Source organism: Amycolatopsis sp. NPDC104863 (assembly GCF_055582965.1).
In genome coordinates, this window is the sequence record NZ_JBVJOW010000004.1 from 651542 (window position 1) to 677826 (window position 26285).

Annotated in this window: 26 protein-coding genes and 1 riboswitch; of the genes, 14 read left to right on the forward strand and 12 right to left on the reverse strand. The window is 70.8% G+C overall.

Annotated elements, in window-relative coordinates; translation table 11 throughout:
• The first annotated feature begins 79 nt into the window (after positions 1–79).
• Complete coding sequence (locus tag ACZ63J_RS24715) at positions 80–1090, forward strand: phosphatidylinositol-specific phospholipase C domain-containing protein (protein WP_465405418.1); 1011 nt, start codon at positions 80–82, stop codon at positions 1088–1090.
• Here ACZ63J_RS24715 and ACZ63J_RS24720 read toward each other — a convergent pair.
• Positions 1087–2010, reverse strand: a complete 924-nt coding sequence (locus ACZ63J_RS24720) for an NADP-dependent oxidoreductase (RefSeq protein WP_465405420.1) — start codon at positions 2008–2010, stop codon at positions 1087–1089. The genes ACZ63J_RS24715 and ACZ63J_RS24720 overlap by 4 nt on opposite strands.
• 93 nt (positions 2011–2103) lie before the next feature.
• Here ACZ63J_RS24720 and ACZ63J_RS24725 point away from each other — a divergent pair, with 93 nt between their 5' ends.
• Both ACZ63J_RS24725 and ACZ63J_RS24730 read left to right on the forward strand, forming a co-directional pair.
• Positions 2104–2499, forward strand: a complete 396-nt coding sequence (locus ACZ63J_RS24725) for a winged helix-turn-helix transcriptional regulator (protein ID WP_465342600.1) — start codon at positions 2104–2106, stop codon at positions 2497–2499.
• A 93-nt stretch (positions 2500–2592) separates the two neighbouring features.
• Complete coding sequence (locus tag ACZ63J_RS24730; RefSeq protein WP_465405422.1) at positions 2593–4104, forward strand: alkaline phosphatase family protein; 1512 nt, start codon at positions 2593–2595, stop codon at positions 4102–4104.
• A 43-nt stretch (positions 4105–4147) separates the two neighbouring features.
• Here ACZ63J_RS24730 and ACZ63J_RS24735 read toward each other — a convergent pair whose 3' ends face one another.
• The 4 genes from ACZ63J_RS24735 to ACZ63J_RS24750 all read right to left on the reverse strand — a co-directional run bounded on the left by ACZ63J_RS24735 (position 4148) and on the right by ACZ63J_RS24750 (position 8179).
• Positions 4148–4675 carry a hypothetical protein gene (locus ACZ63J_RS24735; RefSeq protein ID WP_465405424.1) on the reverse strand — a complete coding sequence of 176 codons (528 nt, stop codon included), beginning with the start codon at positions 4673–4675 and terminating at the stop codon, positions 4148–4150.
• 4 nt (positions 4676–4679) lie between these two features.
• Positions 4680–5480 (reverse strand): bifunctional hydroxymethylpyrimidine kinase/phosphomethylpyrimidine kinase, encoded by an 801-nt coding sequence (gene thiD, locus ACZ63J_RS24740; protein ID WP_465405426.1) that lies wholly within the window; start codon positions 5478–5480, stop codon positions 4680–4682.
• A complete protein-coding gene (gene thiC, locus ACZ63J_RS24745; protein ID WP_465342566.1) occupies positions 5477–7114 on the reverse strand; it encodes a phosphomethylpyrimidine synthase ThiC in 1638 nt (545 codons plus the stop codon). Before thiC ends, thiD begins: the two co-directional genes overlap by 4 nt.
• A riboswitch (TPP riboswitch) is annotated at positions 7108–7229 on the reverse strand. It overlaps the preceding gene by 7 nt.
• A gap of 38 nt (positions 7230–7267) precedes the next feature.
• Complete coding sequence (locus ACZ63J_RS24750) at positions 7268–8179, reverse strand: S1C family serine protease (protein ID WP_465405429.1); 912 nt, start codon at positions 8177–8179, stop codon at positions 7268–7270.
• A gap of 199 nt (positions 8180–8378) precedes the next feature.
• Between ACZ63J_RS24750 and ACZ63J_RS24755 the strand changes: the two genes are divergently transcribed.
• Positions 8379–10544, forward strand: a complete 2166-nt coding sequence (locus tag ACZ63J_RS24755; protein WP_465405431.1) for a glycoside hydrolase family 15 protein — start codon at positions 8379–8381, stop codon at positions 10542–10544.
• A gap of 59 nt (positions 10545–10603) precedes the next feature.
• On the opposite strand, the gene ACZ63J_RS24760 is transcribed toward ACZ63J_RS24755, so the two are convergent.
• On the reverse strand, positions 10604–11182 hold the full coding sequence (locus ACZ63J_RS24760; protein WP_465342569.1) for a peptide deformylase: 579 nt from the start codon (positions 11180–11182) through the stop codon (positions 10604–10606).
• 155 nt (positions 11183–11337) lie between these two features.
• Between ACZ63J_RS24760 and ACZ63J_RS24765 the strand changes: the two genes are divergently transcribed.
• Positions 11338–11646, forward strand: coding sequence for a DUF3263 domain-containing protein (locus tag ACZ63J_RS24765; RefSeq protein ID WP_003101701.1), 309 nt, complete (start codon positions 11338–11340; stop codon positions 11644–11646).
• Entirely contained in the window at positions 11643–12272 is a 630-nt protein-coding gene (locus ACZ63J_RS24770; protein WP_465405433.1) for a LytR C-terminal domain-containing protein, read from the forward strand. Before ACZ63J_RS24765 ends, ACZ63J_RS24770 begins: the two co-directional genes overlap by 4 nt.
• A gap of 45 nt (positions 12273–12317) precedes the next feature.
• On the opposite strand, the gene ACZ63J_RS24775 is transcribed toward ACZ63J_RS24770, so the two are convergent.
• The 3 genes from ACZ63J_RS24775 to ACZ63J_RS24785 all read right to left on the reverse strand — a co-directional run bounded on the left by ACZ63J_RS24775 (position 12318) and on the right by ACZ63J_RS24785 (position 16672).
• Complete coding sequence (locus ACZ63J_RS24775; protein WP_465405435.1) at positions 12318–14585, reverse strand: AAA family ATPase; 2268 nt, start codon at positions 14583–14585, stop codon at positions 12318–12320.
• A 401-nt stretch (positions 14586–14986) separates the two neighbouring features.
• Positions 14987–15943 carry a CDP-diacylglycerol--serine O-phosphatidyltransferase gene (pssA, locus tag ACZ63J_RS24780; RefSeq protein ID WP_465405437.1) on the reverse strand — a complete coding sequence of 319 codons (957 nt, stop codon included), beginning with the start codon at positions 15941–15943 and terminating at the stop codon, positions 14987–14989.
• Between the two features lie 3 nt (positions 15944–15946).
• Positions 15947–16672 (reverse strand): phosphatidylserine decarboxylase, encoded by a 726-nt coding sequence (locus ACZ63J_RS24785; RefSeq protein WP_465405439.1) that lies wholly within the window; start codon positions 16670–16672, stop codon positions 15947–15949.
• Between the two features lie 248 nt (positions 16673–16920).
• On the opposite strand from ACZ63J_RS24785, the gene ACZ63J_RS24790 reads away from it, so the two are divergent.
• Positions 16921–17133 (forward strand): hypothetical protein, encoded by a 213-nt coding sequence (locus tag ACZ63J_RS24790; RefSeq protein WP_465405441.1) that lies wholly within the window; start codon positions 16921–16923, stop codon positions 17131–17133.
• 39 nt (positions 17134–17172) lie between these two features.
• On the opposite strand, the gene ACZ63J_RS24795 is transcribed toward ACZ63J_RS24790, so the two are convergent.
• Positions 17173–17457 carry a GlsB/YeaQ/YmgE family stress response membrane protein gene (locus tag ACZ63J_RS24795; protein ID WP_465301762.1) on the reverse strand — a complete coding sequence of 95 codons (285 nt, stop codon included), beginning with the start codon at positions 17455–17457 and terminating at the stop codon, positions 17173–17175.
• A 72-nt stretch (positions 17458–17529) separates the two neighbouring features.
• On the opposite strand from ACZ63J_RS24795, the gene ACZ63J_RS24800 reads away from it, so the two are divergent.
• Positions 17530–18090, forward strand: a complete 561-nt coding sequence (locus ACZ63J_RS24800; protein WP_465405443.1) for an ArsR/SmtB family transcription factor — start codon at positions 17530–17532, stop codon at positions 18088–18090.
• The gene (locus ACZ63J_RS24805) at positions 18087–19340 is read left to right on the forward strand and encodes an MFS transporter (RefSeq protein WP_465405445.1); all 1254 of its coding nucleotides are present in this window, start codon (positions 18087–18089) and stop codon (positions 19338–19340) included. The genes ACZ63J_RS24800 and ACZ63J_RS24805 overlap by 4 nt, the downstream gene beginning before the upstream one ends.
• Here the strand turns inward: ACZ63J_RS24805 and moeA are convergent.
• Complete coding sequence (moeA, locus tag ACZ63J_RS24810) at positions 19294–20487, reverse strand: molybdopterin molybdotransferase MoeA (RefSeq protein WP_465405447.1); 1194 nt, start codon at positions 20485–20487, stop codon at positions 19294–19296. The genes ACZ63J_RS24805 and moeA overlap by 47 nt on opposite strands.
• Before the next feature lie 73 nt (positions 20488–20560).
• Here moeA and ACZ63J_RS24815 point away from each other — a divergent pair, with 73 nt between their 5' ends.
• The 5 genes from ACZ63J_RS24815 (at position 20561) to groL (ending at position 25598) form a co-directional block, all read left to right on the forward strand.
• Entirely contained in the window at positions 20561–21238 is a 678-nt protein-coding gene (locus ACZ63J_RS24815) for a TIGR00266 family protein (RefSeq protein ID WP_465342578.1), read from the forward strand.
• On the forward strand, positions 21238–21861 hold the full coding sequence (locus tag ACZ63J_RS24820; RefSeq protein WP_465342580.1) for an AIM24 family protein: 624 nt from the start codon (positions 21238–21240) through the stop codon (positions 21859–21861). The genes ACZ63J_RS24815 and ACZ63J_RS24820 overlap by 1 nt, the downstream gene beginning before the upstream one ends.
• A 112-nt stretch (positions 21862–21973) precedes the next feature.
• Positions 21974–22180 carry a cold-shock protein gene (locus ACZ63J_RS24825; RefSeq protein WP_005164266.1) on the forward strand — a complete coding sequence of 69 codons (207 nt, stop codon included), beginning with the start codon at positions 21974–21976 and terminating at the stop codon, positions 22178–22180.
• Between the two features lie 66 nt (positions 22181–22246).
• Positions 22247–23746 carry a serine/threonine-protein kinase gene (locus ACZ63J_RS24830; RefSeq protein ID WP_465405449.1) on the forward strand — a complete coding sequence of 500 codons (1500 nt, stop codon included), beginning with the start codon at positions 22247–22249 and terminating at the stop codon, positions 23744–23746.
• Positions 23747–23969: 223 nt separating this feature from the next.
• Positions 23970–25598, forward strand: coding sequence for a chaperonin GroEL (gene groL / locus ACZ63J_RS24835; protein WP_003085442.1), 1629 nt, complete (start codon positions 23970–23972; stop codon positions 25596–25598).
• A gap of 45 nt (positions 25599–25643) precedes the next feature.
• On the opposite strand, the gene ACZ63J_RS24840 is transcribed toward groL, so the two are convergent.
• Positions 25644–25967 carry a hypothetical protein gene (locus ACZ63J_RS24840; RefSeq protein ID WP_465405451.1) on the reverse strand — a complete coding sequence of 108 codons (324 nt, stop codon included), beginning with the start codon at positions 25965–25967 and terminating at the stop codon, positions 25644–25646.
• Positions 25968–26285: the final 318 nt, after the last annotated feature.

The following is a 26285-nucleotide window of genomic DNA, read 5'->3' on the forward strand; positions in this document are numbered from 1 at the left end:
CCAATCGGCCGCTTTTCCTTCATGAGCAGTCAACCACGGTGAGACATTGTGAACGTTACTCACGTTCGAAGGAGCCTGGATGAAGCTCTTCTCGGTGGCAGTCCTCACGGCGGCGCTCGTGCTCTCCGGGGCGACCGCGGCCCATGCGGACAGCCCGAAGCTCTCCCACGTCACGACGGTCGGCGTGCACAACACGTACGACCCCGCGGCCTACGACTACCTGGCGCGGGCGCTCGACGCCGGGTCGTCGCTGATCGAGCTCGACGTCTGGCCGGACTTCTTCACCCACGAGTGGAAGGTCAGCCACTCGAACCCGTTGGGCAACAGCAACAACTGCGTCGCGGCCACCTCGGCGTCGCAGCTGTACACCGGCGGGAAGAACAAGAACCTCGAGTACTGCCTCGACGACATCCGGATCTGGCTGGCCGCCCACCCGGGGCACACGCCGATCACGCTCAAGCTCGAGATGAAGACCGGCTTCTCGGACAACACCGGCATGGGCCCGGACGAGCTGGACGCCACGTTCCGCGCGCACCTCGGCAGTGTCGCGTTCCGGCCGAGTGAGCTGCTCGGCGGGTACAGCACCCTCGACGAAGCCTCGAAGGCGGACAACTGGCCGTCCGTGGACGCCTTGCGGGGCCGGGTGATCACCGAGATCATCCCGGGCACCGTCGAGGAGGGGAACCCGACCGACACGCTGCACACCGACGTCGAGTACGCGCGCTACCTCGTCGGGCTCAAGAACGCCGGGAAGCTCGGCGACGCGAACATCTTCCCGACCGTGCACGGCGCGGCCGGCGGTGACCCGCGGGACAAGTACACCGCCGACCTCAAGCCGTGGTTCGTCGTGTTCGACGGCGACGCCAACGCGTGGGTGACGCAGACCGGGCCGTGGTGGTACGACGCCAACCACTACTACGTCGTGATGACCGACGGGCAGAACGTCGCGCCGGCCATCGACGCCCACAACCCGACGGTCGACCAGGCCAACCAGCGGGTCGCCGACCTGGCGAAGCAGCACGCGTCGGTGATCACCTCGGACTGGACCGGGCTCACCACGGTCCTCCCGCAGGTGCTCGCCCGGGGCTAGACGGTCAGCACGAGCTTCCCGGTCACCCGGCCGGACTCACCCAGCTCGTGCGCCTTCGCGGCGTCCTCCAGCGGGAAGGTCTGCTCGACGCGGACCTTCAGCTGACCGGCCTCGACCAGCTCGACGAGGCCGGTCAGCCCACCGCGGTCCGGCTCCACGAGGATCCGCTCGGTGCGGACTTTCCGTTCCGCGGCGGCCTTTTCGACGCGGTCCGCAACACCGCTGGGCACGCCGATCAGCAGACCGCCCTCCTTGATCGCGGGGAGCCACCGCAGGTCGCTCTCTTCACCGACGAGTCCGAAGTAGACGTCCACATCGGACGTCGTCGCGTTCCGGTCGTGGTAGTCGATCGGCTCGTCGACACCGAGCTCGCGCAGGAACTCGTGCTTGCCCGCGCTGGCCGTGCCGATGACGTGCGCGCCGCGCGCCTTGGCGATCTGCACGGCGAGGTGGCCGACCCCGCCCGCGGCGGCGTCGACGAACACGCGCTGTCCACTCCGGACGTTCCCGACGTCGACGAGCCCTTGCCACGCGGTCAGTCCGGCCAGCGGCAGCGCGGCGGCCTCGGCGAACGAGAGCCCGGCGGGCTTGCGGACGAAGTGGCGTGAAGGCGCGGTGACGTACTCCGCGTAGGCGTTGCCCGGGCGCGGGAACCACGGCATGCCGAGGACTTCGTCGCCTTCGCGGACGCCGGTGGCGCCGAACCCGGCTTCCTCGACCACGCCGGCGACGTCCCAGCCGACGGTGAAGGGCGGCTCGCCGAGGAACCCGCCGCCCGCGCGGACCTTCCAGTCGACCGGGTTGATCCCGGCCGCGTGCACCCGCACCAGGACCTCCGTGGGCCCGGGTTCCGGCCGCGGTGCTTCGACGACGTGGAGCACCTCCGGCCCGCCGAGGGTCTCCTGGGTCACGATGCGCATGCTTGTCTCCTTCGTGCTGAGGGGGTCGCCTCCTATACTCGGACGGGTAGGCACTTTTCGCCAGAAGGCACTTATTCGTAAAGTAGGTACCCAATGGAAACCACCTGTGACCAGGACGGACCCTGGGACGTTTACCTCCGCAGCTGCCCGTGCCGGGACGTGCTGGACCTGCTGGCCAACAAGTGGACGGCGCTGGTGCTCGGCGCGCTGGCCCGCCGGCCGCACCGGTTCGGCGAGCTGCGCCGGGCCGTCGACGGCATCAGCCAGAAGATGCTGACCCAGAACCTGCGCCAGCTGGAGCGCGACGGCTTCCTGACGCGCACGGTGTACCCGACGACCCCGCCGACGGTGGAGTACGCGCTCACGGACATGGGCGCGGAGGTCGGGGCGCACCTGGTGGCGCTGAGCGCGTGGTCGCAGGCCAACTTCGGCCGCATCCGCGCGGCGCGCGAGACCTACGACGGCCGGGAGCTGCTGCCCGTCCGCTGATGGCCGGCGGGGTTTCGCCGCGCGTTCACCTCACCGTCGTCGCCGCTCCCTAACCTCCGGATAACTCGTCCGAACCAATTATCTGGAGGGTTCATGCGGAGACTGTTCTGCCTGGTCACGGCGTTGGTGGCGGCCGCCGGGCTGACCACCGGCGTCGCTTCGGCGGCGGCGAAAACGCCCAAAGTGCTCGTGATCGGGCTCGACGGCACGCGGTTCGACAAGCTCCTCGCGGCGGACACGCCGAACGTGCACGCGCTGGTCCAGCGCGGGTATTCGTCGCGCAGCTCCCTGTACGGCAGCGGGATGGCGCCGACGCTCAGCGGGCCCGGCTGGTCGTCGATCCTCACCGGCGTCTGGCCCGACAAGCACCTGGTGAAGGACAACGCGTTCACCGGCAACAACCTCGCGGCGTACCCGAGCTGGCTCGCCCGGGCGGAGACGGCCAACCCGGCGCTCGACACGTACGCGGCGGTCGACTGGAAGCCGATCGGCGACAAGATCCTGCGCACGGGCCAGGACCGCAAGTACGTCCTGGACGGCGACAGCGCCGGCTACGAGAACACGGACCCGCAGATTGCGGCCGACGCGGAGAAGCACCTCAAGCAGGACAAGGCCGACGCGTCGTTCGTCTACTTCGGAGAGACGGACGAGGCGGGCCACGCCCACGGCGCCGACTCGGCGGAGTACGCGGCGACGTTGCGTTCGGACGATGCCTACATCGGACGGTTGCTGGCGGCGATCAACGCGCGTGCTTCGTACGCGTCAGAGGACTGGCTTGTCATGCTGACGACGGACCACGGCCACACGGGCCCGGGCGGCCACGGCGGGGACAGTCCCGAGGAGCGCATGACGTTCGTGATCGCGGCGGGTGGCGCGGTGCCTGTCGGCACTCCGGCGGTGGCGCCGAAGATCGTCGACATCGCGCCGACGGTGCTGCGCCACTTGGGTATTTCGTCTTCTTTGGACGGTTACGCGCTGGGCTCGCTTCCCGTGGATCCCTTCGATTCCGCGGTGTTGAAGTCGCGTGTGGACGAAACGGGCGTGCCCGCCTCGGTGCCGGGCTGGACGCACGACGCGCCTTCCGGGTGGAGTGTGCGGAACGCGTCGGGCATGCCCGCGGGCGTCACGGAGTGGCAGGGCTGGGCGTTCACGAACGACGACTTCTGGACGCGCACCGCGCCGGGCCAGGAGCGTGAGGCGAACGTCCGGTCCCGCGGTGTCTTCGCGGTGGCGGACCCGGACGAGTGGGACGACAAGGGTTCGCCGTCGTCACGGGGGACGTTCGATTCTTCGCTGGTGTCGCCGTCTCTGCCGGTTTCGGGTAGGTCCACTGTGGACGTAGGGTTCGTGTCGCACTACCGCCAGGACGGCACCCAGCGAGGCGCGCTGACGGTGTCCTTCGACGGCGGCGCGGAGAAGACGCTGCTCGCCTACGGCCCGGAGTCGTCGTCGGCCAACCGGGGTGGAGACGTCCTGTCCCAGCCGACGGCAACCTCGGTGGCGATCCCGGCGGGCGCCCAGACGGCCCGCTTCACGTGGCGCCTGTATGCGGCCGGCAACAACTGGTACTGGGCGGTCGACGCCCCGCGCCTCACGACCCGCTGACCCCGTCGTGAGTGGTAATTCGGGTTCTAACCCTAATTACCACTCACGACGAGTGCGGTAGGTCCCACCAGTGCGGCTGCTCGATGTCGGGAGTGTCGGGGAGCGGGAAGTAGAAGGGCACGCCGAGCCGGTCCGCGACCGCCTGACCCTTCTCCCGCGCTTCGTCCCGCACCGACCGGGTGCGGTCGAGGTGCGGCACGAACCGGCCGAGACAGGCCAGTTCGAAGTCCGGGTCCTTGACGACCGCGCACAGCTCGGTGTGCCACCCCCGGGAATCGCCGTCCCAGGTTATCTCGATGGCGAGCGGGGTCAGGCCCCGCGCCGAGACCTCGGCGAGCATGCCGTCCACGGTGTACTCCGGCGGCGGTTTCAGCAGGCCGCGCTCGTGCAGGAGAGCGGTGCGGAAGCCCGCCAGCCCCTTGCCTTCGTTGATCCCCGGCACCGGGTCGAGGCCCGACTTCTCCCGCAGGGCGAGGATCGCGTGCACGAAGTGGCCGTCGGCGAGCAGGCCGTCGATCTCGGCGCGCAGCTCCTCGGACAGGGCCGCCCACAGCTCGTCGGGTTCTCTCACCCGCTCAGTCTGGCAGCACCCAGAACGGCGACACCGGTCCGACCCCCGCACCGAGCGGATAGGCCTCCGCCACGCAGCGCTCGATGAACTTCTTCCCCGCCGCCACCGCGTCCGGCACCGAGGCACCCTTCGCGAGCCCCGAAGTGATCGCTGACGCCAGTGTGTCGCCGCCGCCGTGGGTGTTCTCCGTCGCATACCGGGGGCCGCTCAGGGAGATGAACGAACTGCCGTCCGACAGCAGGTCCACGCACTCCGCCGAACCCGTCATGTGGCCGCCCTTGACGAGGACCCAGCGGGAACCGAACTCCAGCAACGCTTCCGCCGCCGCGCGCTGAGACACTGCGTCCACAACGGACACTCCCGTCAGCAGGCGGACCTCGTCCAGGTTCGGGGTGATCAGGACCGCCCGCGGGAACAGCTCCGTGCGGATCGCCTCGAGCGCGTCCTCGCGCAGCAACGAATGCCCGGTCATCGACGCCGCCACCGGGTCGACCACCAGGGGGATCTCACCGCCGACCTCGTCGAGGGTCTTGGCCACCGCGCGGATGATCTCCGCCGTGGCCAGCATGCCCGTCTTCGCCGCGCCGACGCCCATGTCGGACGCCACCGCCTTGATCTGCGCCGCGACGACGTCAGCCGGGATCTCGGTGAAACCCTGCACACCCAGCGAGTTCTGGACCGTGACCGCCGTCAGGGCGACCAGGCCATGGACACCGTGGGCGAAGAACGTCCGCAGGTCCGCCTGGATGCCCGCACCACCGCCGGAGTCCGATCCGGCGATGGTGAGGGCGGTGGGCGGAGTCACGGCTGGACCACGGGCAGGTAGACCTGGCCGCCGGACTCGGTGAACTCCGCGGACTTCGAAGCCATCCCGGCCTCGATCGCCTCCACAGTGGACAGTCCGTGCTCCTCGGCGTACTTGCGGACGTCTTGCGTGATCCGCATCGAGCAGAACTTCGGGCCGCACATCGAGCAGAAGTGCGCGGTCTTGGCCGGCTCGGCGGGCAGCGTCTCGTCGTGGAACGCGCGCGCCGTGTCCGGGTCGAGCGAGAGGTTGAACTGGTCGTTCCAGCGGAACTCGAACCGCGCCTTGGACAGCTCGTCGTCCCACTCCTGCGCGTACTGGTGCCCCTTGGCCAGGTCGGCGGCGTGCGCGGCGATCTTGTACGTGATCACGCCGGTCTTGACGTCGTCGCGGTTCGGCAGGCCCAGGTGCTCCTTCGGCGTGACGTAACACAGCATCGCCGTGCCGTACCAGCCGATCTGGGCCGCGCCGATGGCGGAGGTGATGTGGTCGTACGCCGGCGCGATGTCCGTCGCGAGTGGACCGAGAGTGTAGAACGGAGCTTCGCCGCAGAGCTTTTCCTCCAGCTCGACGTTCTCCTTGATCTTGTGCATCGGCACGTGGCCGGGCCCCTCGATCATCACCTGGACGTCGTGCGAGCGCGCGAGGTGCGTCAGCTCGCCGAGGGTCTCCAGCTCGGCGAACTGGGCGCGGTCGTTGGCGTCGGCGATCGAGCCCGGACGCAGGCCGTCGCCCAGGGAGAACGTGACGTCGTACTGCCGCAGCAGCTCGCAGAGCTCCTCGAAGTGCGTGTACAAAAAGGACTCCTGGTGGTGCGCGAGGCACCAGGCGGCCATGATCGACCCGCCGCGGCTGACGATCCCGGTGACGCGCCGCGCGGTCAGCGGGATGTAGCGCAGCAGCACGCCGGCGTGCACCGTGACGTAGTCCACACCCTGCTCACACTGCTCGACGATCGTGTCGCGGTAGACCTCCCACGACAGCTTTTCCGGTTCGCCGTTGACCTTTTCGAGCGCCTGGTAGATCGGCACGGTGCCGACCGGGACCGGCGAGTTGCGGATGATCCACTCGCGCGTCTCGTGGATCCGTTTGCCGGTGGAGAGGTCCATGATCGTGTCGGCGCCCCAGCGGGTCGCCCACACCATCTTGTCGACCTCCTCCTCGACCGACGACCAGACGGCCGAGTTGCCCATGTTGGCGTTGATCTTCACCAGGAAGTTCTTGCCGATGATCATCGGCTCGGACTCGGGGTGGCGCCGGTTGACCGGGATCACCGCCCGGCCGCGCGCGACCTCGTCCCGGACGAACTCCGGCGAAACCCGTTCGCGGGCGGCGATGTACTCCATCTCCCGCGTGACCACGCCCTGTTTGGCCCACCCGAGCTGGGTGTTGTGCTCACGCCCGTCGGCCCACCCGGCGCGCAGCCGGTGAAGTCCACTGTGGACGTCGATCGACACTTCCGGATCCGTGTAGGGGCCGGAAGTGTCGTAGACGTCGAAGTGTTCGCCGTTCGAGAGGTCGATGCGGCGGGCGGGGACACGCAGCCCGGATTCGGTCTGGTGGTACACCTTGTGCGAGCCCGTGATCGGGCCGGTCGTGACATTCAGGGCAGCATTGTTTTCGAGCGTCGTCAACGACTTTCACTCCCTACGCCGGCATTACCCGGTCAGGTTCATGCGGTCGGTGACGCCGGGAGAACCCCAGTCACCCTCTCAGCCCGCCATGGCGCGAGCTCCCGCGTTGGTGTTGTGCCACCGACCATGCCACGCCGGGGCGCGATACTCAAGTCACCCGACCAACTCGGCCGGAGTGGCGTAGACGTCGACCATGGCTCCGTTGCGCAGCACGGTGATCGGCAGTGCGGTGCCGATCACTTCCGCGAACAGCTGCCGCTGGATGCCCTGCGCGTCCGAGACGCGGGTGCGCCCGACGGTCAGCACGAGGTCGCCGGCGCGCAGCCCGGCCAGCGCGGCGGGCCCGCCCGCGACGACTTCGCGCACCCGCAGCCCGGCGGTCTGGCCGGTGCGCTCGGCGATGTCGTCCGGCAGCGGCGCGGGCACGCCGACGACGCCGAGGTACGCCCGCCGCACCCGGCCTTCGACCACGAGCGTGTCGATGATCCGGCGGGTGGTCGTGTTGATCGGCACGGCGAGCCCGAGCCCGACGCCGGCGACCGCGGTGTTGATCCCGACGACCCGGCCGGTGGAGTCGGCGAGCGCGCCACCGGAGTTGCCGGGGTTGAGCGCGGCGTCGGTCTGGATGACGTCTTCGATCACGCGCCCGGCGCGGCCGTGGCGCACCGGGAGGGCCCGGCCGAGCGCGCTCACGACCCCGGCGGTGACCGTGCCGGAGAAGCCGAGCGGGCTGCCGATGGCCACCACGAGCTGCCCGACGACGAGCTGGTCGGCGTCCCCGAGCTCGGCGGCCGACGGCGTCTCGCCGCGCGCCCGCAGCACGGCGAGATCGGACAGCGGATCGGCGCCGACGACGTCGAACGGCACTTCGCTGCCGTCGGCGAAGGTCGCGACACCACGCCGGTGGTCGTCGACGACGTGGGCGTTGGTGAGCAGGTGGCCGTCCTCGGCGAAGACGACGGCCGAGCCGCTGCCGCGCGCGAGCTGCACCCCGGCGACGTGCGGGGTGACGGTCCGGGCGACCGTGCTCACCGCGCGCGAGTACGCGTCCATCGCGTCTTCCATGGGCACCTCGATTACACCGTTGCAGGTACTACAAGTCTGCGCTCGAAACCGGCCGGGGGGAGTTCGCTGTCCGTGAACCGCCGACCGGACCAGTGACGGTCAGTGGTTCACCGGATCGGACCATGCGCCCGTGAAGGATCGGCGAGACACTTCCAGGCGCTTCTGTAACGGTGCAGAAGTGACTTTCTGTGGGGTTGATATGCGCAAACTCATGTTCGGCGCCCTCGCCGGGCTGCTGGTCACCGGGCTGGTCCCGGGGATCGCGGCGGCCCAGGGAGAGGCGCCCGGCGCCCCGGGCACCCATCCGAGCTGGCTGCCCGCGAACAAGACCGGCTTCGGCACCGCCCACAACCGGTCGAGCAACGTCTGGTTCACGCTCCAGGGCGGGCAGCTGTCCGAGGTCTACTACCCGGACCTGTCGACGCCGAGCGTCCGGTCGATGAACTTCGTCGTCACGGACGGCCGCAGCTTCGCCGACCTCGACTACGCGGAGAAGTCGCAGCAGGTCCGCCGGACCGACGACGACAGCCTGACCTACGAGCAGACCATCACCGACGACCAGCACCGCTGGCGGCTGCGCAAGACCTACGTCACCGACCCGGCCGCCACGACGGTGCTGGTGGATGTCGACTTCCAGTCTCTCACCGGGCGGCCGTACCAGCTCTACGCGGTCGCCGACCCGGACCTGACCAACGACGGCTCCGACGATTCGGCCGCGCGCAAGGGTGACGCCGTCACCGCGTCGGACGCCACGAACGCCGCCGCGCTCACCGCGAAGCCCGCCTTCGTGCAGACCAGCGTCGGTTACGCGGGCAGCTCCGACGGCACCGCGCAGCTCATGACGACGTTCAAGCTGAAGACCTACGACACCGCCGCGAAGGGCAACGTCGTGCTGACCGGGCAGACGAGCGCCGACGGCGTCCGGAACCGGCACGTCACCCTCGCGCTCGGCATGGGCGCGAAGGCGTCCGACGCGCTCGGCAGCGCGCAGGCGTCGCAGCGACGCGGCGTCCGCGACATCACGCGCGCCTACGACCGCGGCTGGGAGCAGTACCTCCATGGGGTCAGCAAACCGCCGTCGTCGCTGAAGACCGACAGCGAGCGTGACCTCTACAAGGCGTCGATGCTGACGCTCGCCGCGAGCGAGGACAAGCACCACCCGGGCGCCTTCATCGCGTCGCCGAGCATGCCGTGGCGCTTCGGCAACAACGACCCCGAGTGGTCGCCGTCCGGCACCTACCACCTGGTCTGGCCGCGGGACCTCTACCAGATCGCGACCGGGCTGGCCGCCGGCGGCGACACCGCGGCCGCGAACCGCGCGGTGACCTACATGTTCGGCACGCAGCAGCAGGCCGACGGGCACATGCCGCAGAACAGCCGGGTCGACGGCGTGCCGTACTGGACGTCGGTCCAGCTCGACGAAACCGCTTTCCCGATCGTGCTGGCCCAGCAGCTCGGACGCGCCGACGTCTGGCCCGGCGTGCGCAAGGCGGCCGAGTTCCTGTTGTCCTACAAGGGACCCAACGGTCAGGCGTCGCCGTGGACCCAGCAGGAGCGCTGGGAGGAACAGGACGGGTGGTCGCCGTCGACGATCGCGTCGGTGATCGCCGGGCTCGTCTGCGCGGCGGACCTCGCCACGCACAACGGCGCTTCGGCGGACGCCGCCCGCTACCTCGCCGCGGCGGACAAGTTCAAGGCCGACCTGCCGAAGCAGACGATCACGACGAACGGGCCACTGTCGAAGGACCCGTACTTCGTCCGGCTGACCAAGGACGCCAACGCGAACGCCGGGACGACGTACAACCTCGGCAACTCGAGCGTCACCATGGACCAGCGCGCGGTCACCGACGCCGGGTTCCTCGACCTCGTGCGGCTCGGGATCTACCGCGCCGACGACCCGGTGATCCGCAACAGCGTCCGCGTCACCGACAAGGAGATCGCGTTCACCACGCCGACCGGGCAGTTCTGGCACCGGTACACGAAGGACGGTTACGGCGAGCAGGCCGACGGCTCACCGTGGGACTACACGTTCCCGGCCGAGAGCCGCACGACGTTCGGCCGGCTCTGGCCGCTGCTGGCGGGGGAGCGCGGCGAGTACGAGCTGACGCTCGGCGACCCGGCTTCGGCCGCGCGGCGGCTGCGTGACCTCGGCCGGGTGAGCAGCTCGGCGGAGACCATGCCGGAGCAGGTGTGGGACGAGAACCCGCCGTCCGGTCAGACGGGCTTCCCGGTGGGCACGCCGAACGCGTCGGCGACCCCGCTGGCCTGGACGCACGCGCAGTACGTCCGGCTGGCCTCGGACGTCAAGGCGGGCTCGACCCTGGAGACGCCGAAGGTGGTCCGCTGCCACTTCCTCGGCTGCTGAAGATGTCGTGAGTGGTAATTCGGGTTCTAACCCTAATTACCACTCACGACCGGCCGGGGTCAGATGACGGCGCCGTCGTCTTCCGGGGTGCGCGGCGGCAGCCACGACAGGCCCGGGACGCCCCACTTGTTCGCCTTCAGCATCTTCTTCGCCGCGCGCGCGTGCCGGCCGACCAGGCGGTCCAGGTAGATGAACCCGTCCAGGTGGTCGGTCTCGTGCTGCAGGCAGCGGGCGAAGTAGCCGGTGCCCTCGACCTCGATCGGGTTGCCCTCGATGTCGGCGCCGGTCACCTTCGCCCACTTCGCGCGGCCCGTCGGGTACGACTCCCCGGGCGCCGAGAGGCAGCCCTCCCAGTCGTCGTCCGGGTCCGGCATGGTCTCCGGGATCTCCGAGGTCTCGAGCTTCGGGTTGACGACGACGCCCTTGTGCCGCACGCCCTCGTCGTCCGGGCAGTCGTAGACGAACACCCGCAGGTCGAGGCCGATCTGGTTGGCCGCGAGGCCGACGCCCTCGGCGGCGTACATCGTCTCGAACATGTCGTCGACGAGGGTGCTCAGCTTCTCGTCGAACTCGGTGATCTCCCGGGTCGGCTGGTGCAGCACGGGTTCGCCGGCGATCACGATGGGGTGGATGGTCACGACCACGCAGTTTAGTCGGACCCTTCTGGTAGACCTGCACCAGACCGTGACGCGCCGACGCGGATGCCCACGTCGGCGGCCGCTTCCGTGGTTGAATGGCGCCCGCGGAGGAGCTAGGTCTGATTCGCCATGACGCCCGATTGAGAGGGACTCGGATGGACGCCGCGGAGTCGATGGCTGAGCCGCAGCCGTCGCCGCCGAAGCCCGTGCCCGGCCTGACCGAACGCGAGGTCGAGATCCTCGCGTTCGAGCGTCAGTGGTGGCGACACGCCGGGGCGAAGGAGAACGCCATCCGCGAGCGCTTCGATCTGTCGGCCACGCGCTACTACCAGCTGCTCAACAAGCTGCTGGAGAAGCCGGAGGCGATCGAAGCCGACCCGATGCTGGTGAAGCGGCTGCGCAAGACGCGCGCCGCCCGGCAGCGCAAGCGTGGCGCCCGGCGACTGGGGATCGAGCTGAAATGAGCGTGTTTTCGGGGATGTCCCGGCCGATGAAGGCCGCGGGCGTCGTTCTGGTCGGCGTGGCGATCGTGGCCGCCGTGATCGGCGGGATCTCCGCGCTGAGCGGGGGTGACGGGTCGAACGAGGCCGGGCCGAGCGGCACGGCCACGCAGCCGGGCACGTCCGGGGGGACGTCGGCGCCGCCGACCTCACCGTCGACGCCGCCGTCGACGACCCCCAGCCCGACGTCGCCCACTCCGCCGTCGCCGACCACCCCGCCCCCGGGGCAGCCGACGTCCGGCCAGCCGGGTCAGCCCGGGCAGCCGGGTGGCGACCAGCAGGCGGGCAACAAGTGGGTGACCGTCCGGGTGTTCAACAACTCGACGATCAAGGGCCTGGCGGACCGCGCGGCGGACGACTTCCGCGGCGGCGGCTGGACGGTCAACGAGGTCGGCAACTACTCGCAGGGCACCATCCCGACGACCACGGCGTTCTACCGGCCGGGCACCGACGAGGAAGCGGCGGCGAAGCAGCTCGCGCAGGAGTTCGGGATCAAGGCCGAGCCGCGGTTCCCCGGGATAGAGAGCGCGACGCCGGGCTTGATCATCATCGTGACGAAGGAATACCAGTCCGGCCACAAGGGCAGCTGACGATCTTCCCCCGAAGGGGCGTCACCCGCGGGTGACGCCCCTTTTTCACTCTCCGGCCTGGGTTTTCGCGTACGCCTCGAGGGTCGCGAGCTGGGCCGGGTCGAGGCTCGGCCGGACCGCCTTCCTCGCCGCGTCCAGGTGCGCTGCCGTGACTTCGCGGGCCTCCAGGGACTCGCGCATCGCCGTCAGGGCCGCTTCGCGGATCAGCGCCGCGCAGTCGGCGGCCGAATAACCGTCCAGAGTGGACGCGATCTCCGCGAGGTCCACATCAGAGGCCAGCGGGGTGTTCTTCGAGCTGGCCACCAGGATCGCGGCGCGGGCCTCGGCGTCCGGCGGTGGCACGTAGACACGCCGCTCGAGCCGTCCCGGCCGCAGCAGCGCCGGGTCGACGAGCTCCGGCCGGTTCGTCGCGCCCAGGACGACGACCTCGCGCATCGGCTCGACGCCGTCGAGCTCGGTCAGCAGCGCCGCGACCACACGATCGGCGACGCCGGAGTCCGACGACTGCCCGCGGCGCGGGGCGAGCGCGTCGATCTCGTCCAGGAAGATCAGCGACGGCGCGGCCTCGGCGGCCCGGCGGAACAGCTCCCGCACCGCGCGCTCGGACTCGCCGACCCACTTGTCCATCAGCTCGGCGCCCTTGACCGCGAAGACGTTCAGCGCGCCGGTGCCGGCCAGCGCGCGCACCAGGAACGTCTTGCCGCCGCCGGGCGGCCCGTACAGCAGCACGCCGCGCGGCGGTTCGACCCCGAGCCGCGCGAACGAGTCCGGGTACCGCAGCGGCCACAGCACCGTCTCGGTGAGCGACTGCTTGACGTCGACCATGTTGCCGACGTCGTCCAGGGTCAGCCCGCCGGTCGCCAGGTTGTCCGAAGTGGACAGCGACACCGGGCGGACGGTCGCCAGCGCGTCCAGCAGGTCCTGCTGGGAGATTCGCGGCTCGGCCGTCTCACGCTGGCGCAGCGCGGCCCGCAGCGCCGCGTCCCGCCGCAGCGCGATCAGGTCGGCCGCGACGAACCCCGGCGTCTTCTCGGCGAGGACACCGCAGTCGATGCCCGAGTCGAGCGGGACGTCGCGCAGCAGCACGTTCAGCAGCTCACGGCGGATCTTCGCGTCCGGCAGCGCCAGGCCGAGCTCGCGGTCGAGCAGGTCGGCGGCGCGCAGCCGCGGGTCGGCGGACTCCGCGCGGGCGGTCGTCGCGACGACGGCGAACCGCTCGCGCCGCAGGGCCGTCCGCAGCTCCTCCAGCACGACCGTGGCCACCGGCGGCGGGGTGGCCGCGGGCAGCAACGCGTCGACGTCGGTGAGCAGCAGCACCGCGGGCTCCTCGGCCGCGCGGATCGCTTCGCGCAGGCGCGCTACGGCGATGTTCGGGTCCAGCACCGCGAGGTTCGGCGCGGCCACCGGGACCACGCGGATGTCGGCGTCACTCGCGACCGAGCGGACCAGCGTCGCCTTGCCGACCCCTTCGGGCCCGGACAGCAGGACGCCGAGGTGGGCGGGCGCGCCCAGCCGCGCGAGCAGCTCGGGCCGGTGGAAGGCCAGGTCGAACCACTCGGCGAGCTTGCGCGCGGCGGCTTCGGCGCCGATCAGGTCGGCCAGCGGCACGGCCGGTTCGGCGGTCTCTTGGACGGTGATTTCGTCTTCGACGATCTCCGCGTCGATCCACTCCTCGGCCGCGGTGACGGCGGAGGTGCGGACGAGCGCGGTCGCCGTGCGGGGCGTGGCGGGCTCGGGGGCGGGGCGGGCGCCGTCCCGCCAGACGACCACAGTGGACGGCCCGACGGCGACCGCGCCGGCCGGCTCGGTCGCGGTGACGGTGAGCAGCTCGTTGGTCCAGGTCGCGCCGATCGCGCGGGAGAGCTGGCCGCGCAGGCCGGCCGCGTCGGACCCCGGTGACGGCGCGAGGTCCTGCGGCAGCAGCGAAACGGCGTCACCGACGGTCAGGACCTTGCCGATCAGGGCGAGCCGCAGCATGTGCGGGCTGACCGAGACGCTGGCCAGCCGCGAGCCCGCGACGGTCACCGTCTTCGCCGCCGCGACCTCGGCCGGCGCGACCACGACCTCGGCGCCTTCGGTGACGCCGAGGTTCGACATGGTGACGTCGTCGGTGAGCAGCACCCCCGGCACGTCGGCCTCGTCGGTCGGCGCGGCGAGGGCGGCGCTGACGCGGGCGCCGGTGAGGTGCACGGCGTCCCAGGCCCGCAGGCCCAGCGCGTCGAGGACTTCGGGGTGCAGCCGGACGACGCCGCGGCGCGTGTCCAGCGCGGACGGCGTGTGCCGGACGGTCAGCGTGATCTGCGGGTGGCTCACGCCGTTCACCCTAGCGATCCGGCGGCCGCGCAGGAGGTGATGGACGGGCGGAACCCGTGTCGACCCTCCGATCACGCGTGATGCCCCGCCAATCACGCGTGATGCCTCTCGGGTCACGCGTGATGCCCCTCGGGTCACGGGTGGACGCTGTGTCGGCCCGGTCGGTTCGCGTGATCAGGGACCGATCTCGCGTGATTGGGGACGTGACTCGCGTGACTGGGAGCGTGACTCGTGTGATCAGCGGGCGATCTCGCGTGATTGGGCGGGCATCACGCGTGATTGGAGGGGCATCGCGCGTGTCTGGATGGACGACACGCGTGTCTGGATGGACGACACGCGTGATTGGACGGACGACACGTGTGATTGGAGGGTCGACACGCGTGATTGGGGGGTCGACACGGTTACTTGCGGCGGAGGCCGATCTGGCGCCAGGAGCGGCGGCGCTGGCCGTTGCCGTTTTCCGAGGTGCCGCGGGGGGTGCGGACCGTTTCGCCGGTGCGCGGCAGGCGGACCGCGCGCATCGCCGCGCCCGCGACCCGGCGGCGCAGCGGCGGGCGCAGGCCCAGTCGGCGCGGGGAACGGGCCCGGCGGATCGCGCGGCGCTCGCGGGGCGGGACCGTCCAGGCCTCCGGGTGCGCGGCCAGCCAGCGGTGCCGGTAGACCGAGTACGGGATGTGCGCCAGGTACAGCACCATCGCCACGAGCAGCGCGACCAGCGGGAACTGGATGATCGCCGCGGCCAGCAGCGCGACGCCGAGCAGCAGGGGCGCGATCGCCTTTGCCGGGGCCTTGACCGTCTTCAGCGACAGCGTCGGGATGCGGCTGATCAGCAGGGCCGCGATGGCGATCGTCCACGCCCACACGACGTACTGCGAAGACCACCAGCCGTCGCCCCACTGCAGGTACGCCACCAGCGGCAGCATCCCGAGCAGACCGCCCGCGGGCGCCGGGACGCCGACGAAGAACTCACTCGCGTACGGCGGCTGCTCGGTGTCGTCCAGCAGCGTGTTGAAGCGCGCCAGCCGCAGGATCATGCAGACGGCGAAGATCAGCGACGCCACCCAGCCGATCCGGTCGGCGCCCGTCTGCCACACGTAGATGACGAGCGCCGGCGCGACGCCGAAGGAGATGCCGTCGGACAGGGAGTCCAGCTCCGCGCCCATCTTCGACGTCGCGTCGAGAAGGCGGGCGATCCGGCCGTCGAGGCTGTCGAGCACCGCCGCGATGCCGATCGACGCGATCGCCATCGAGAAGTTCTTCGTCAGCGCGAACTGCACGGCCGACAGGCCCGCGCACAACGCGAGGACGGTGATGGCGTTCGGCAGCAGCCGGACGCCGGGGGTGGTCACGCGGACCATCGATCAGCCCTTCGCAGGCGAGTCAGGGAGTTCCGCGATCACGGTCTCACCGCCGACCGTGCGCTGGCCCTTGGCGACCAGCACGCGGGAACCCGGCGGGAGGTAGAGGTCGACCCGGGAGCCGAAGCGGATGATGCCGTACGTCGCGGCCGCGCCGACCTTGTCACCCTCGCGGATCTCGCAGAGGATGCGGCGCGCGACCAGCCCGGCGATCTGCACGACGACGAGCTCGTGGCCGTCTTCGGTACGCATCAGCACGGAGTTGCGTTCGTTGTCCTCGCTGGCCTTGTCCAGGTCGGCGGAGAGGAACTTGCCCGGCCGGTAGGCGACGCGCTCGATCACGCCGTTCGCCGGCACGCGCTGGACGTGCACGTCGAACACCGAGAGGAACACCGACACGCGCATCCGCGGCTCGGCGGGCAGGCCGAGCTCGGCGGGCGGGACGGCTTCCTCGATCAGCGACACGAGCCCGTCGGCCGACGCGAGCGCGACGCCGTCACGCGGCGGCGGGACCCGCTTCGGCTCGCGGAAGAACGCGGCCATCGCGACGGTCGTGAGCGCGCCGAGGACGCCCAGGCGCTTGGAGAACCGGCGGGCCAGCAGCGTCGCCGCGACCCCGCCCGCCACGAACGGGCGACCGGCCGGGTGCATCGGCGGCAGCGTTTCGCGGGCGAGCTGGAGGGCGTGCGCGACTGGGTTGCCGGCGGGCTCCGGCCGGGTGCCGCTCATGGTCGGGTCCCCTGGTTTCGTGTCGGAAGATCGGGTCGGCGCCGGGTCCGGCCGCCGCGTACGGGCGCCACCACGCTACCGCTGCCCCAGGTGAACGTGTCCGCGCGCCCCTGGGTGGCTCCTCCGCGAGGGTGTCCCCACAGCGGGTGGGAACGACCACATCCCGGTAACACAAAGTCGAATTCGGCGACAACTCTAAGTAGTTGACGCCGTTCGGGGCGCTGCCGCCGGGCCTGGGGAGGGCAACGATGACCGACCACCGCGATGCTGCCGAAGCTCGCCTCGACGAGCTGCTCGGCGCGTGGCGGACGGAGATCGACGAAGTGCCGATCCCGTCCTTGGTGGATCCGGTGCGCGCCGTCGACGTGGTCATCGAAGCGAAGAACGGAGGCCGGGTGCATGCGCCCCCCGACGGCGCAGGCACCCGGCCACCGGGTGGTGCGCGTGACGACGAATTTTAACGGCTGGGACGCCGTTGATCAGCGTTCATCCGGCAAAAGTTACAAACGGTCGCTCGGGCGACGGCCGAGACCGGTGACGAGCCGCAGGATCGCCAGCAGCACAACCGCCCCGAGGATGGCCACGCCGAAGCTCGGGAAGTCGAATTCGAACGCCTTCGACTGCCCGGTCGCGAGCCGGTAGAGCAGCCCGCCGAGCGCCGCGCCGACCACCCCGACCAGCACGCTGACCAGGCAACCCTGGCGGCGGCGGTCCCGGCCGCCGACCACGAGGTTCGCGGCCCAGCCGACGATCGCCCCGAAGATCACCCATGCGACGAAACCCATGGCGCGAGCTTACGCGAGCAGGTGCACAAGAGCCATTGCACAAGAGTTCTTGTACAACTACTCTTGTGCTTCATGAGCGACGAGGTCCGGGACATCCGGGATTCGAAGGTGCTGGCCGCGGTTTCGCACCCGCTGCGGCGACGGCTGATGGAACTGCTCCACCTGGACGGCCCGGCGACGGCGTCGATGCTGGCGGGCAAGACCGACCAGGCGGTCGGCAACATCAGCCACCACATGAAGGTGCTGGCCGCGGCCAAGCTGGTCGAGGAGGCCCCCGAACTGGCCCGTGACCAGCGGGAACGCTGGTGGAAGCGCAGCGCGAAGACCCTCCGGTGGGCGGCTGCGGACTTCCCGGACGACCCGGTCGCCGAAGCGGCCGAGATCCTCACCCTCGACCACCAGATGGCGATCGCCCGCGACTGGATCGCGAACCGCGAGACCTACCCCGAACCGTGGCGCGGCTCGGCGTTCAGCACCGACACCTGGATGCGGCTCTCGGTCGCCGAGCTCGAAGAGCTGAACGAGCGGATCCTCCTGCTGCTCACCGAGTTCGAGAACCGCACCGAACCGGGTGACGGCGTCGAGCGCCGTCCCGTCTTCTTCGCCGCGCGGGCTTCGCTGGGCAAGCCGTGAAGGGGCTCTGGGGGAACAGGGACTTCCGGCTGCTCTGGACCGGCGAGACCACGAGCATGCTCGGCAGCATGGTCGCGAGCACGGCGTTGCCGCTGGTCGCGGTGGTCACGCTCGGGGCGAGCACCTTCCAGGTCGCGCTGCTGACGGCGGTCGCCTGGCTGCCGTGGCTGGTCGTCGGCCTGCCCGCCGGCGCCTGGGTCGACCGGCTGCCGAAGCGCCCGGTGATGCTGACGTGCAACACGGTGTCGATGGCGGTCTTCGGCAGCGTCCCGCTCGCGGCCGCGTTCGGCGTGCTGACCATGCCGTACCTGCTGGTCGCGGCTCTGCTCGGCGGGGTCGCCAAGGTCTTCTTCACCCTCGCCTACCGCGCTTACCTGCCGGTTCTGGCCCAGCCGGACGAGCTCTTGGAGGCCAACGCCAAGCTGCAGGGCAGCGAGTCCGCGACGCAGGTCGCCGGGCCGGGGCTGGCCGGGTTGCTGGCGCAGGCGTTCGGCCCGGTCAGCGGGGTCCTCGCGGACGCCGTCAGCTTCGGCGTTTCCGTGCTGTGCGTCCGGGCGATCCGGGTGCGCGAAGTCGTCGTCCCGGTGGCGCGCACGCCGTTGCGCAGCCAGATCGCCGAAGGCCTCAGGTTCGCCCTCGGCGACCGCTACCTGCGGACGCTGATGACGTTCGGCGCGGTCTCGAACCTCGCGCTCACCGGGTACCAGGCCATCCAGATCGTCTTCCTGTCCCGGACGCTCGGTGCCGCACCCGGCCTGGTCGGGCTGGTCCTGGCGGTGGCCGCCTCCGGCGGGGTGCTCGGCGCGGTTCTGGCCGGACGGCTCGGCGCGCGCTTCGGCACTGCACGCGCGTTCCTGCTGTGCGAGGTCTTCGCGGCGCCGATGCTGCTGCTCGGCCCGCTGAGCGGCCCCGGCTGGGGCCTGGTGCTGTTCGTGGTCGCGGAGTTCGGCGTCTGCGCCGGTGTGGTCGCCTCCAACGTGCTGACCACGACGTTCCGGCAGCAGTACTGCCCGCCCGAGCTGTTCAGCCGGATCAACTCCAGCGCCTCGCTCGTCAACTACGGCACGATCCCGCTGGCCGGGGTGCTCGGCGGCGTGCTGGGCGAGGCGATCGGCGTCCGCGAGACGCTCTGGGTGATGTCCGGCGTGCTGGTCGTCGCGCTCGGAATGCTCGTGCCGCTGGTGAAGGAGCGCGACTTCCCGGTCAGAGCAGCAGCACGTCCACTTCCTCGCCAACCGCTGCCGACGTGACGTCCTCCGGCAGCACGATCAGGCAGTTGGCCTGGGTGAACGCGGCCAGCAGGTGCGAGCCCGGCCCGCCGCGCGGCCCGACGATCCCGGTCACCTCGCCGTCGGAGGAGGTGAACACACCCCGGCGGAACTGCCGGCGCCCGGCCGGCGAGGTCATCGCTTCGGTCAGCCGGGCCCGCACACGCCGTCGTGAGACGTCGGTGTGGCCGAGCGCCGTCAGGATCGCCGGGCGCAGGAACGCCTCGAACGACACCAGCACGCTGACCGGGTTGCCGGGCAGCGTCACCACCGGCACGCCGTGCCAGCGGCCGTTGCCCTGCGGGCCGCCCGGCTGCATCGCGACCTTCGCGAACTCGACGCCCTGCCCGGTGAGCGCGTCCTTCACCACTTCGTACGCGCCCGCGCTGACGCCGCCGGAGGTGACCAGCAGGTCGACGTCGTTCAGCCTCGGCTCGATGACCTTGCGGAACTCCTCGACGTCGTCGACCACACTGCGGACGACGTCGACCTCGCAGCCGAGGCCGCGGATCGCCGCCGCGAGCATCACGCTGTTGGACTCGTAGATCTGGCCGTGGCGCAGCGGGGCCGGCGCGTCGATCAGCTCGGTGCCGGTCGAGGCGACGAGCACCCGCAGCGGCCGGTGCACCCGCACCTCGGCGAGCCCGACCGCGGCCGCCAGGCCCAGCTGGGAGTGGCCGAGCACGGTGCCGGCGTGCAGCGCCACAGTGTCTTTGAGGACGTCTTCGCCCGACCGCCGGATGTGCGCGCCTTCGCCTGCCACGGCGGAGATCGTGACGGTCTCGGTGCCGCCGTCGGTGTCTTCGACCATCACGACGGCGTCCGCGCCGGGCGGCAGCGGCGCGCCGGTCATGATCCGGTGCGCGGTGCCCGGCTTCAGCGGCTGGACGTCGACCCGGCCCGCCGGGATGTCGTCCGCCACCGGCAAGGTCACCGGCGCTTCGGCGACGTCCGCCGCGCGGACCGCATACCCGTCCATCGCGGAGTTGTCGAAGGGCGGCAGGGACACCCCGGCCCGGACGTCCTCGGCCAGCACCAGACCGGCGGCTTCGGCGAGGGGCAGGGCGGTCGCGGGGGAGCTGCCCAGGAGCGCGGCAACGCGGTCGCGGTAGTCGTCGACGGAGATCACCGGACCATCCTCCACCCCCGTGCAGGGCATGCAAGACTCTGCGTCGTTCGAGAGCGCGCCGAAGGGGAGCAGCATGCAGGTCGGAGTCCGTCAACAGCCCTCGTTCGCCGTCGCCCGGCTGATGCTGGCGCCCGGCGAGCCGTGCCAGGTCGAGTCCGGCGCGATGATGGCGACCAGCTACGGCGTGCAGGTGCAGTCGCAGGCCCAGGGCGGGATCATGAAGGGCCTCGGGCGCGCGTTCCTCTCCGGCGAGTCCTTCTTCATCTCCACCTTCACCGCGCCGCAGAACGGCGGCTGGGTCGACGTCGCCGCCAACCTCCCCGGCGACATCCAGGTGATCCCCCTCGACGGCCGCACCGGCTGGGCCGTCACGCGCGGCTGCTGGCTCGCGTCGTCGCACGGCGTGCAGACCGAGACCAAGTGGGGCGGGATGAAGAACCTGGTGGGCGGCGAAGGCGGCTTCCTGACCCACGCCACCGGCCAGGGCCAGCTGCTCGTCAGCTGTTACGGCGCCGTCGAGACGATCACCCTGCAGCAGGGCGAGATGGTCACCGTCGACACCGGGCACGTCGTCGCGTACGCCGACACCGTGCAGTACCAGATCCGGAAGGTCGCGACGGGCGTCATCCAGTCCATGAAGAGCGGCGAAGGCCTCGTGTTCGACTTCGTCGGTCCCGGCCAGGTCATGACGCAGACGCGCAACCCGTCCGCGCTGATCAGCTGGATCGTCTCCCACGTCCCGTCCCGCTGATGCGCGTCCAGACCCGGCACACGCCCGGCTTCGGCGTCGCCCGCGTCCTCCTCGACCCGGGCGAGGCGGTGCAGGCCGCGCCCGAGACGTTGCTCGCCAGCCGGTTCGGCGTCACCGAGACGGCGCCGGGCCGCGGCGGCGCCCGCGCGGGCAAGACGACGTTCGCCGTCTACACGGCACCGTCCGACGGCGGCTGGATCGACTTCGCGCCGCTGCGCCCCGGCGACGTCTACCCGCTGGAGCTCGGCGGCGGGACGGGGTGGGCGGTCCACCGCGACGCGGTGCTGGTGCGGCCCGCGTCCGTCCGGCACGACCCCGGCTGGGCGCCGTTGCAGCAGCTCTTCGGCGCGGACTCGGGATTCCTGGAGCACTACAGCGGAACCGGCCCGCTCGTGCTGGCCGCGCCCGGCCCGGTCGACGCCTTCGAGCTCGGCAAGGGCGAGCTGGTCACCGTGCGGCCGGACTACCTGCTGGCCTACCCGGACACCGTGCAGTGCCGGCTGCGGGCGCTCGACCCGGGCGGCGCGCAGTCGCTGCGCACCGGGGAAGGGCTCGCCGTCGACTTCGCGGGTCCCGGGACGGTGCTCGTGCAAGCGCGGAACCGGCGCCTTTCTTCAACGTGATCTTCAGACGAATTGCCCATTGCCGAGGGGAATAATTCCGGTAGCGTGATTGACACTTCCGCCGCTGGCGTCCGCTCGGGCCAGCGGATCCTTTGTGCTGAGGGAGGGCGCCGTGGCTGTCGGCACCGTCAAATGGTTCAACTCGGAAAAGGGCTACGGGTTCATCGAATCCACCGAGGGGCCGGACGTGTTCGTCCACTATTCGGCCATTCAGGCCGACGGATTCCGCACTTTGGACGAAGGCGACCGCGTCGAGTTCGAAGTCCAGTCCGGCCGGGACGGACGGAGCCAGGCAGCCGACGTGCGGAAGGTGTCGTAACGACCTTCATCACCCGATTGGCGAACCCCCGGCAGCCGCCGAACCTGGGACGTTAGGCTGCCGGGCGTGACAGGCGATGTGTCGGGGGACCTCACCGGTCGCCGGCTGGGCAACTACCGCATCGACGGAGTGCTCGGCAAGGGCGGCATGAGCGTGACCTACAAGGCCACGGACGTGCGTCTGGGCCGGAAGGTGGCGCTGAAGGTCATCGGCGACCACCTCGGTGCGGACGCCGAGTTCCGCGAGCGCTTCGTCGACGAGGCCCGCAACACCTCCGCGATCGACCACGCCAACGTCGTGCCGCTGTACGACTTCGGCGAGCTCGACGGGATGCTCTACATCGCCATGCGCATGGTCGACGGCGGTGACCTCGCGGGGCTGATCTCGGGCGGCCCGATCGCGCCGGCGCGCGCCCTGACCATGCTCGACCAGGTCGCGGACGCCCTCGACACGCTGCACAACCGTGGTCTGGTCCACCTGGACGTCAAGCCGGCCAATGTGCTCGTGACGAAGAAGGAGACCTCGCGCGAACACGTGTACGTCGCCGACTTCGGGCTGACGCGCCGCGGCGCGACCGGCCACCGCACGCGCGGCGGCGACTTCCTCGGCTCGCCGACGTACGCGGCGCCCGAGCACCTGCGCGGCGAGCCGCTGGACGGGCGCACCGACCAGTACGCGCTCACGTGCGTCCTCTACGCGTGCCTCACCGGCAGCCCGCCCTTCAAGGGTGACGTGCCGACGGTGATCAAGGGCCACCTCAACGGCGACCCGCCGGCGATCTCCCGGGCGGTCGCGCTGCCGCCGGCGATCGACGAGGTCGTCCGCAAGGGCATGGCGAAGAACCCCGCCGACCGTTATCCCAGCTGCGTCGAGATGGTCGCGGCCGCGCGCCGCGCGCTCGGCGCCCTCGCCGCCTCGGACACCCCACCGGGTCCCCCGGGGACGAATTCGGGGGGAATTCCCGCGCCGCCACGGCCTGGTCAGGTACAACAAGGACCGCACCAGGCCACGGCACCGCAGGGAGAGGGGGCCCCCGTGCACCCGTACGGAGGACAGCAGCAGCCCGGTTACGGGCAGCAGCCCGGGCCGCAGGGCCCCGGTGGGCTTGGTGGCCCTGGTGGGCCGCCGCAGGGCCCGCCGCCCGGCTACGGCTACCCCCAGCAGGGCATGCCGCAGGGCATGCCGCCGCAGGGCATGCCGCCCCAAGGACCGCCCCCGGGGTACGGCTACCCGCAGCAGCCGGGCATGCCCCCGCAGGGCCCGCCGCCCGGCTACGGCCAGGACCCGATGCGGTTGCGGCCCCCGATGCCCGCGGGCGGCGCGGGCGCGTTCCACCAGCCGAAGAGCAGCGGTGGCAAGAAGTGGATCTTCATCGCCCTCGGCCTGCTCGTGCTGGCCGGCCTGATCGTCGGCGCGATCTTCCTGTTCTCCGACAGCGGCAGCGGCGGGAGTGACGGCACTTCGACGGCGCCGAACATCCCGGTCGGCCCCGGCGACTCGCAGAGCAACCCGACGTCTTCGCTCAAGGCCCCGCCGACGTCGATCTCCATCAAGCCGAGCTCCTGAGTCCGGGCCGCGCTGAGCAGGTCTTCTTGCACTCTCCACCCGAGAGTGCTAGACACGGTGTTGGCACTCGACGCCGTCGAGTGCCAAAGGTCGGGACGGTGAGGCTGACCCCCACTCGGGTCCAGTCGTCCGTCGCGGGCACCGAGCCTGGCCGAGGAAGAGTCCTGCCGCCGCCGCTGTAGACACGTGGCGGTGGCGCCCAATACCGGAGGACCACACCGCAATGGCCAAACTGATCGCGTTCGACGAGGACGCCCGCCGCGGTCTTGAGCGCGGCTTGAACACCCTCGCCGAAGCCGTCAAGGTGACCCTCGGCCCGCGGGGCCGGAACGTCGTGCTCGAGAAGAAGTGGGGCGCGCCGACCATCACCAACGACGGTGTCTCCATCGCCAAGGAGATCGAGCTCGAGGACCCGTGGGAGAAGATCGGGGCCGAGCTCGTCAAGGAGGTCGCCAAGAAGACCGACGACGTCGCGGGTGACGGCACCACCACCGCCACCGTGCTCGCCCAGGCCCTCGTCCGCGAGGGGCTGCGCAACGTCGCCGCCGGCGCCGACCCCATCTCCCTCAAGCGTGGCATCGAGGCGGCCGTCGAGGCCGTCACCGAGCAGCTGCACAAGGCCGCCGTCCAGATCGAGACCAAGGAGCAGATCGCTGCCACCGCCTCGATCTCGGCCGCTGACCGCACCATCGGCGAGCTGATCGCCGAGGCGCTGGACAAGGTCGGCAAGGAAGGCGTCGTCACCGTCGAGGAGAGCAACACCTTCGGCCTCGAGCTCGAGCTCACCGAGGGCATGCGCTTCGACAAGGGCTACATCTCCGGTTACTTCGTGACCGACCCGGAGCGTCAGGAAGCCGAGCTGGAGGACCCCTACATCCTCCTCTTCGGTTCCAAGATCTCCACCGTCAAGGACGTCCTGCCGCTGCTGGAGAAGGTCATCCAGTCCGGCAAGCCGCTGCTGATCATCGCCGAGGACGTCGAGGGCGAGGCCCTGGCCACCCTCATCGTCAACAAGATGCGCGGCACCTTCAAGTCCGTCGCCGTCAAGGCCCCGGGCTTCGGTGACCGCCGCAAGGCGATCCTGCAGGACATCGCGATCCTGACCGGTGGCCAGGTCATCTCCGAGGACGTCGGCCTCAAGCTGGAGAACGCGGACCTGTCCCTGCTGGGCAAGGCCCGCAAGGCCGTCATCACCAAGGACGAGACGACCATCGTCGAGGGTGCGGGCGACGCCGACCAGATCCAGGGTCGCGTCAACCAGATCCGCGCCGAGATCGACAACTCGGACTCGGACTACGACCGCGAGAAGCTGCAGGAGCGGCTCGCGAAGCTGGCCGGCGGCGTGGCCGTCATCAAGGCCGGCGCCGCGACCGAGGTCGAGCTCAAGGAGCGCAAGCACCGCATCGAGGACGCGGTGCGCAACGCCAAGGCCGCCGTCGAAGAGGGCATCGTCGCCGGTGGTGGCGTCGCTCTCATCCAGGCTGCCGAGGCTGCCTTCGCGGGCCTGAAGCTCGAGGGCGACGAGGCCACTGGCGCCAACATCGTCAAGGTGGCCGTCGAGGCCCCGCTCAAGCAGATCGCGATCAACGCCGGCCTCGAAGGCGGCGTCGTGGTGGAGAAGGTCAAGGGCCTGCCGCAGGGTCACGGCCTCAACGCCGCCACGGGTGTCTACGAGGACCTGCTCGCCGCCGGCGTGCCGGACCCGACGAAGGTCACCCGCTCCGCGCTGCAGAACGCCGCTTCCATCGCGGCGCTGTTCCTGACCACCGAGGCCGTCGTGGCGGACAAGCCGGAGAAGGCTTCGGCCGCTCCCGCCGACCCGTCCGGTGGCATGGGTGGCATGGACTTCTGATCCACGCAGGAAAAGCCCGGTCCGCTTCGGCGGGCCGGGCTTTTTTTATGGTTTCGTGAAGAACCAGACGGCGAAGGCGCCGGCGATGACAACGCCGAAGGCGAGCACCCCGAGGCCCCCGAGCCAGGCGGTGCTCGCTTCTTCCGCTTCCAGCGCGACGACGATCGCGCCGATCCCGGTGAGCAGGACCCAGATCGCCAGCGCGGCGGCGGTGTAGAGCACGGTTCTGGTGACGCTCGGGCTGCCGGTGTCGTTGAAGGCGAGCGCCGTGAACGCGGCCAAGGCGGTCAGCCCCAGCCCGGCGACCAGGTAGAGCCCACCCAAGATCCCGACGACGATCTTCGCCGCCGTCCTGCTCCCTTGATCCACGAGCGCGAACCCTAACCCCTTGTCTGTGGTTCGCGGAGGGCATTTCGGCCGGTCAGCGCAGCCGGCTACGCCGAACGGCCCGGACGTCCCCTGGCGTCCGGGCCGTTCTCCGTGCTTCGCCGCTCCCGGTCCCGACCCGGCTGTGCGGCCTTGCCCGCGCCCCCGCGCGGGTGTCTTCGGTGCATCCCCCGTCCCCGTCCCGTCGTCCGGGGGGGGGGGGGGGGGAGGGCGGGGGGGGGGGGGGGGGGCGGTGGGGGGGGGGGGGGGCGTGGCGTGCTGCGGGGGGGCGGAGGGAATCGAGGGCTAGACAGCGGTGCC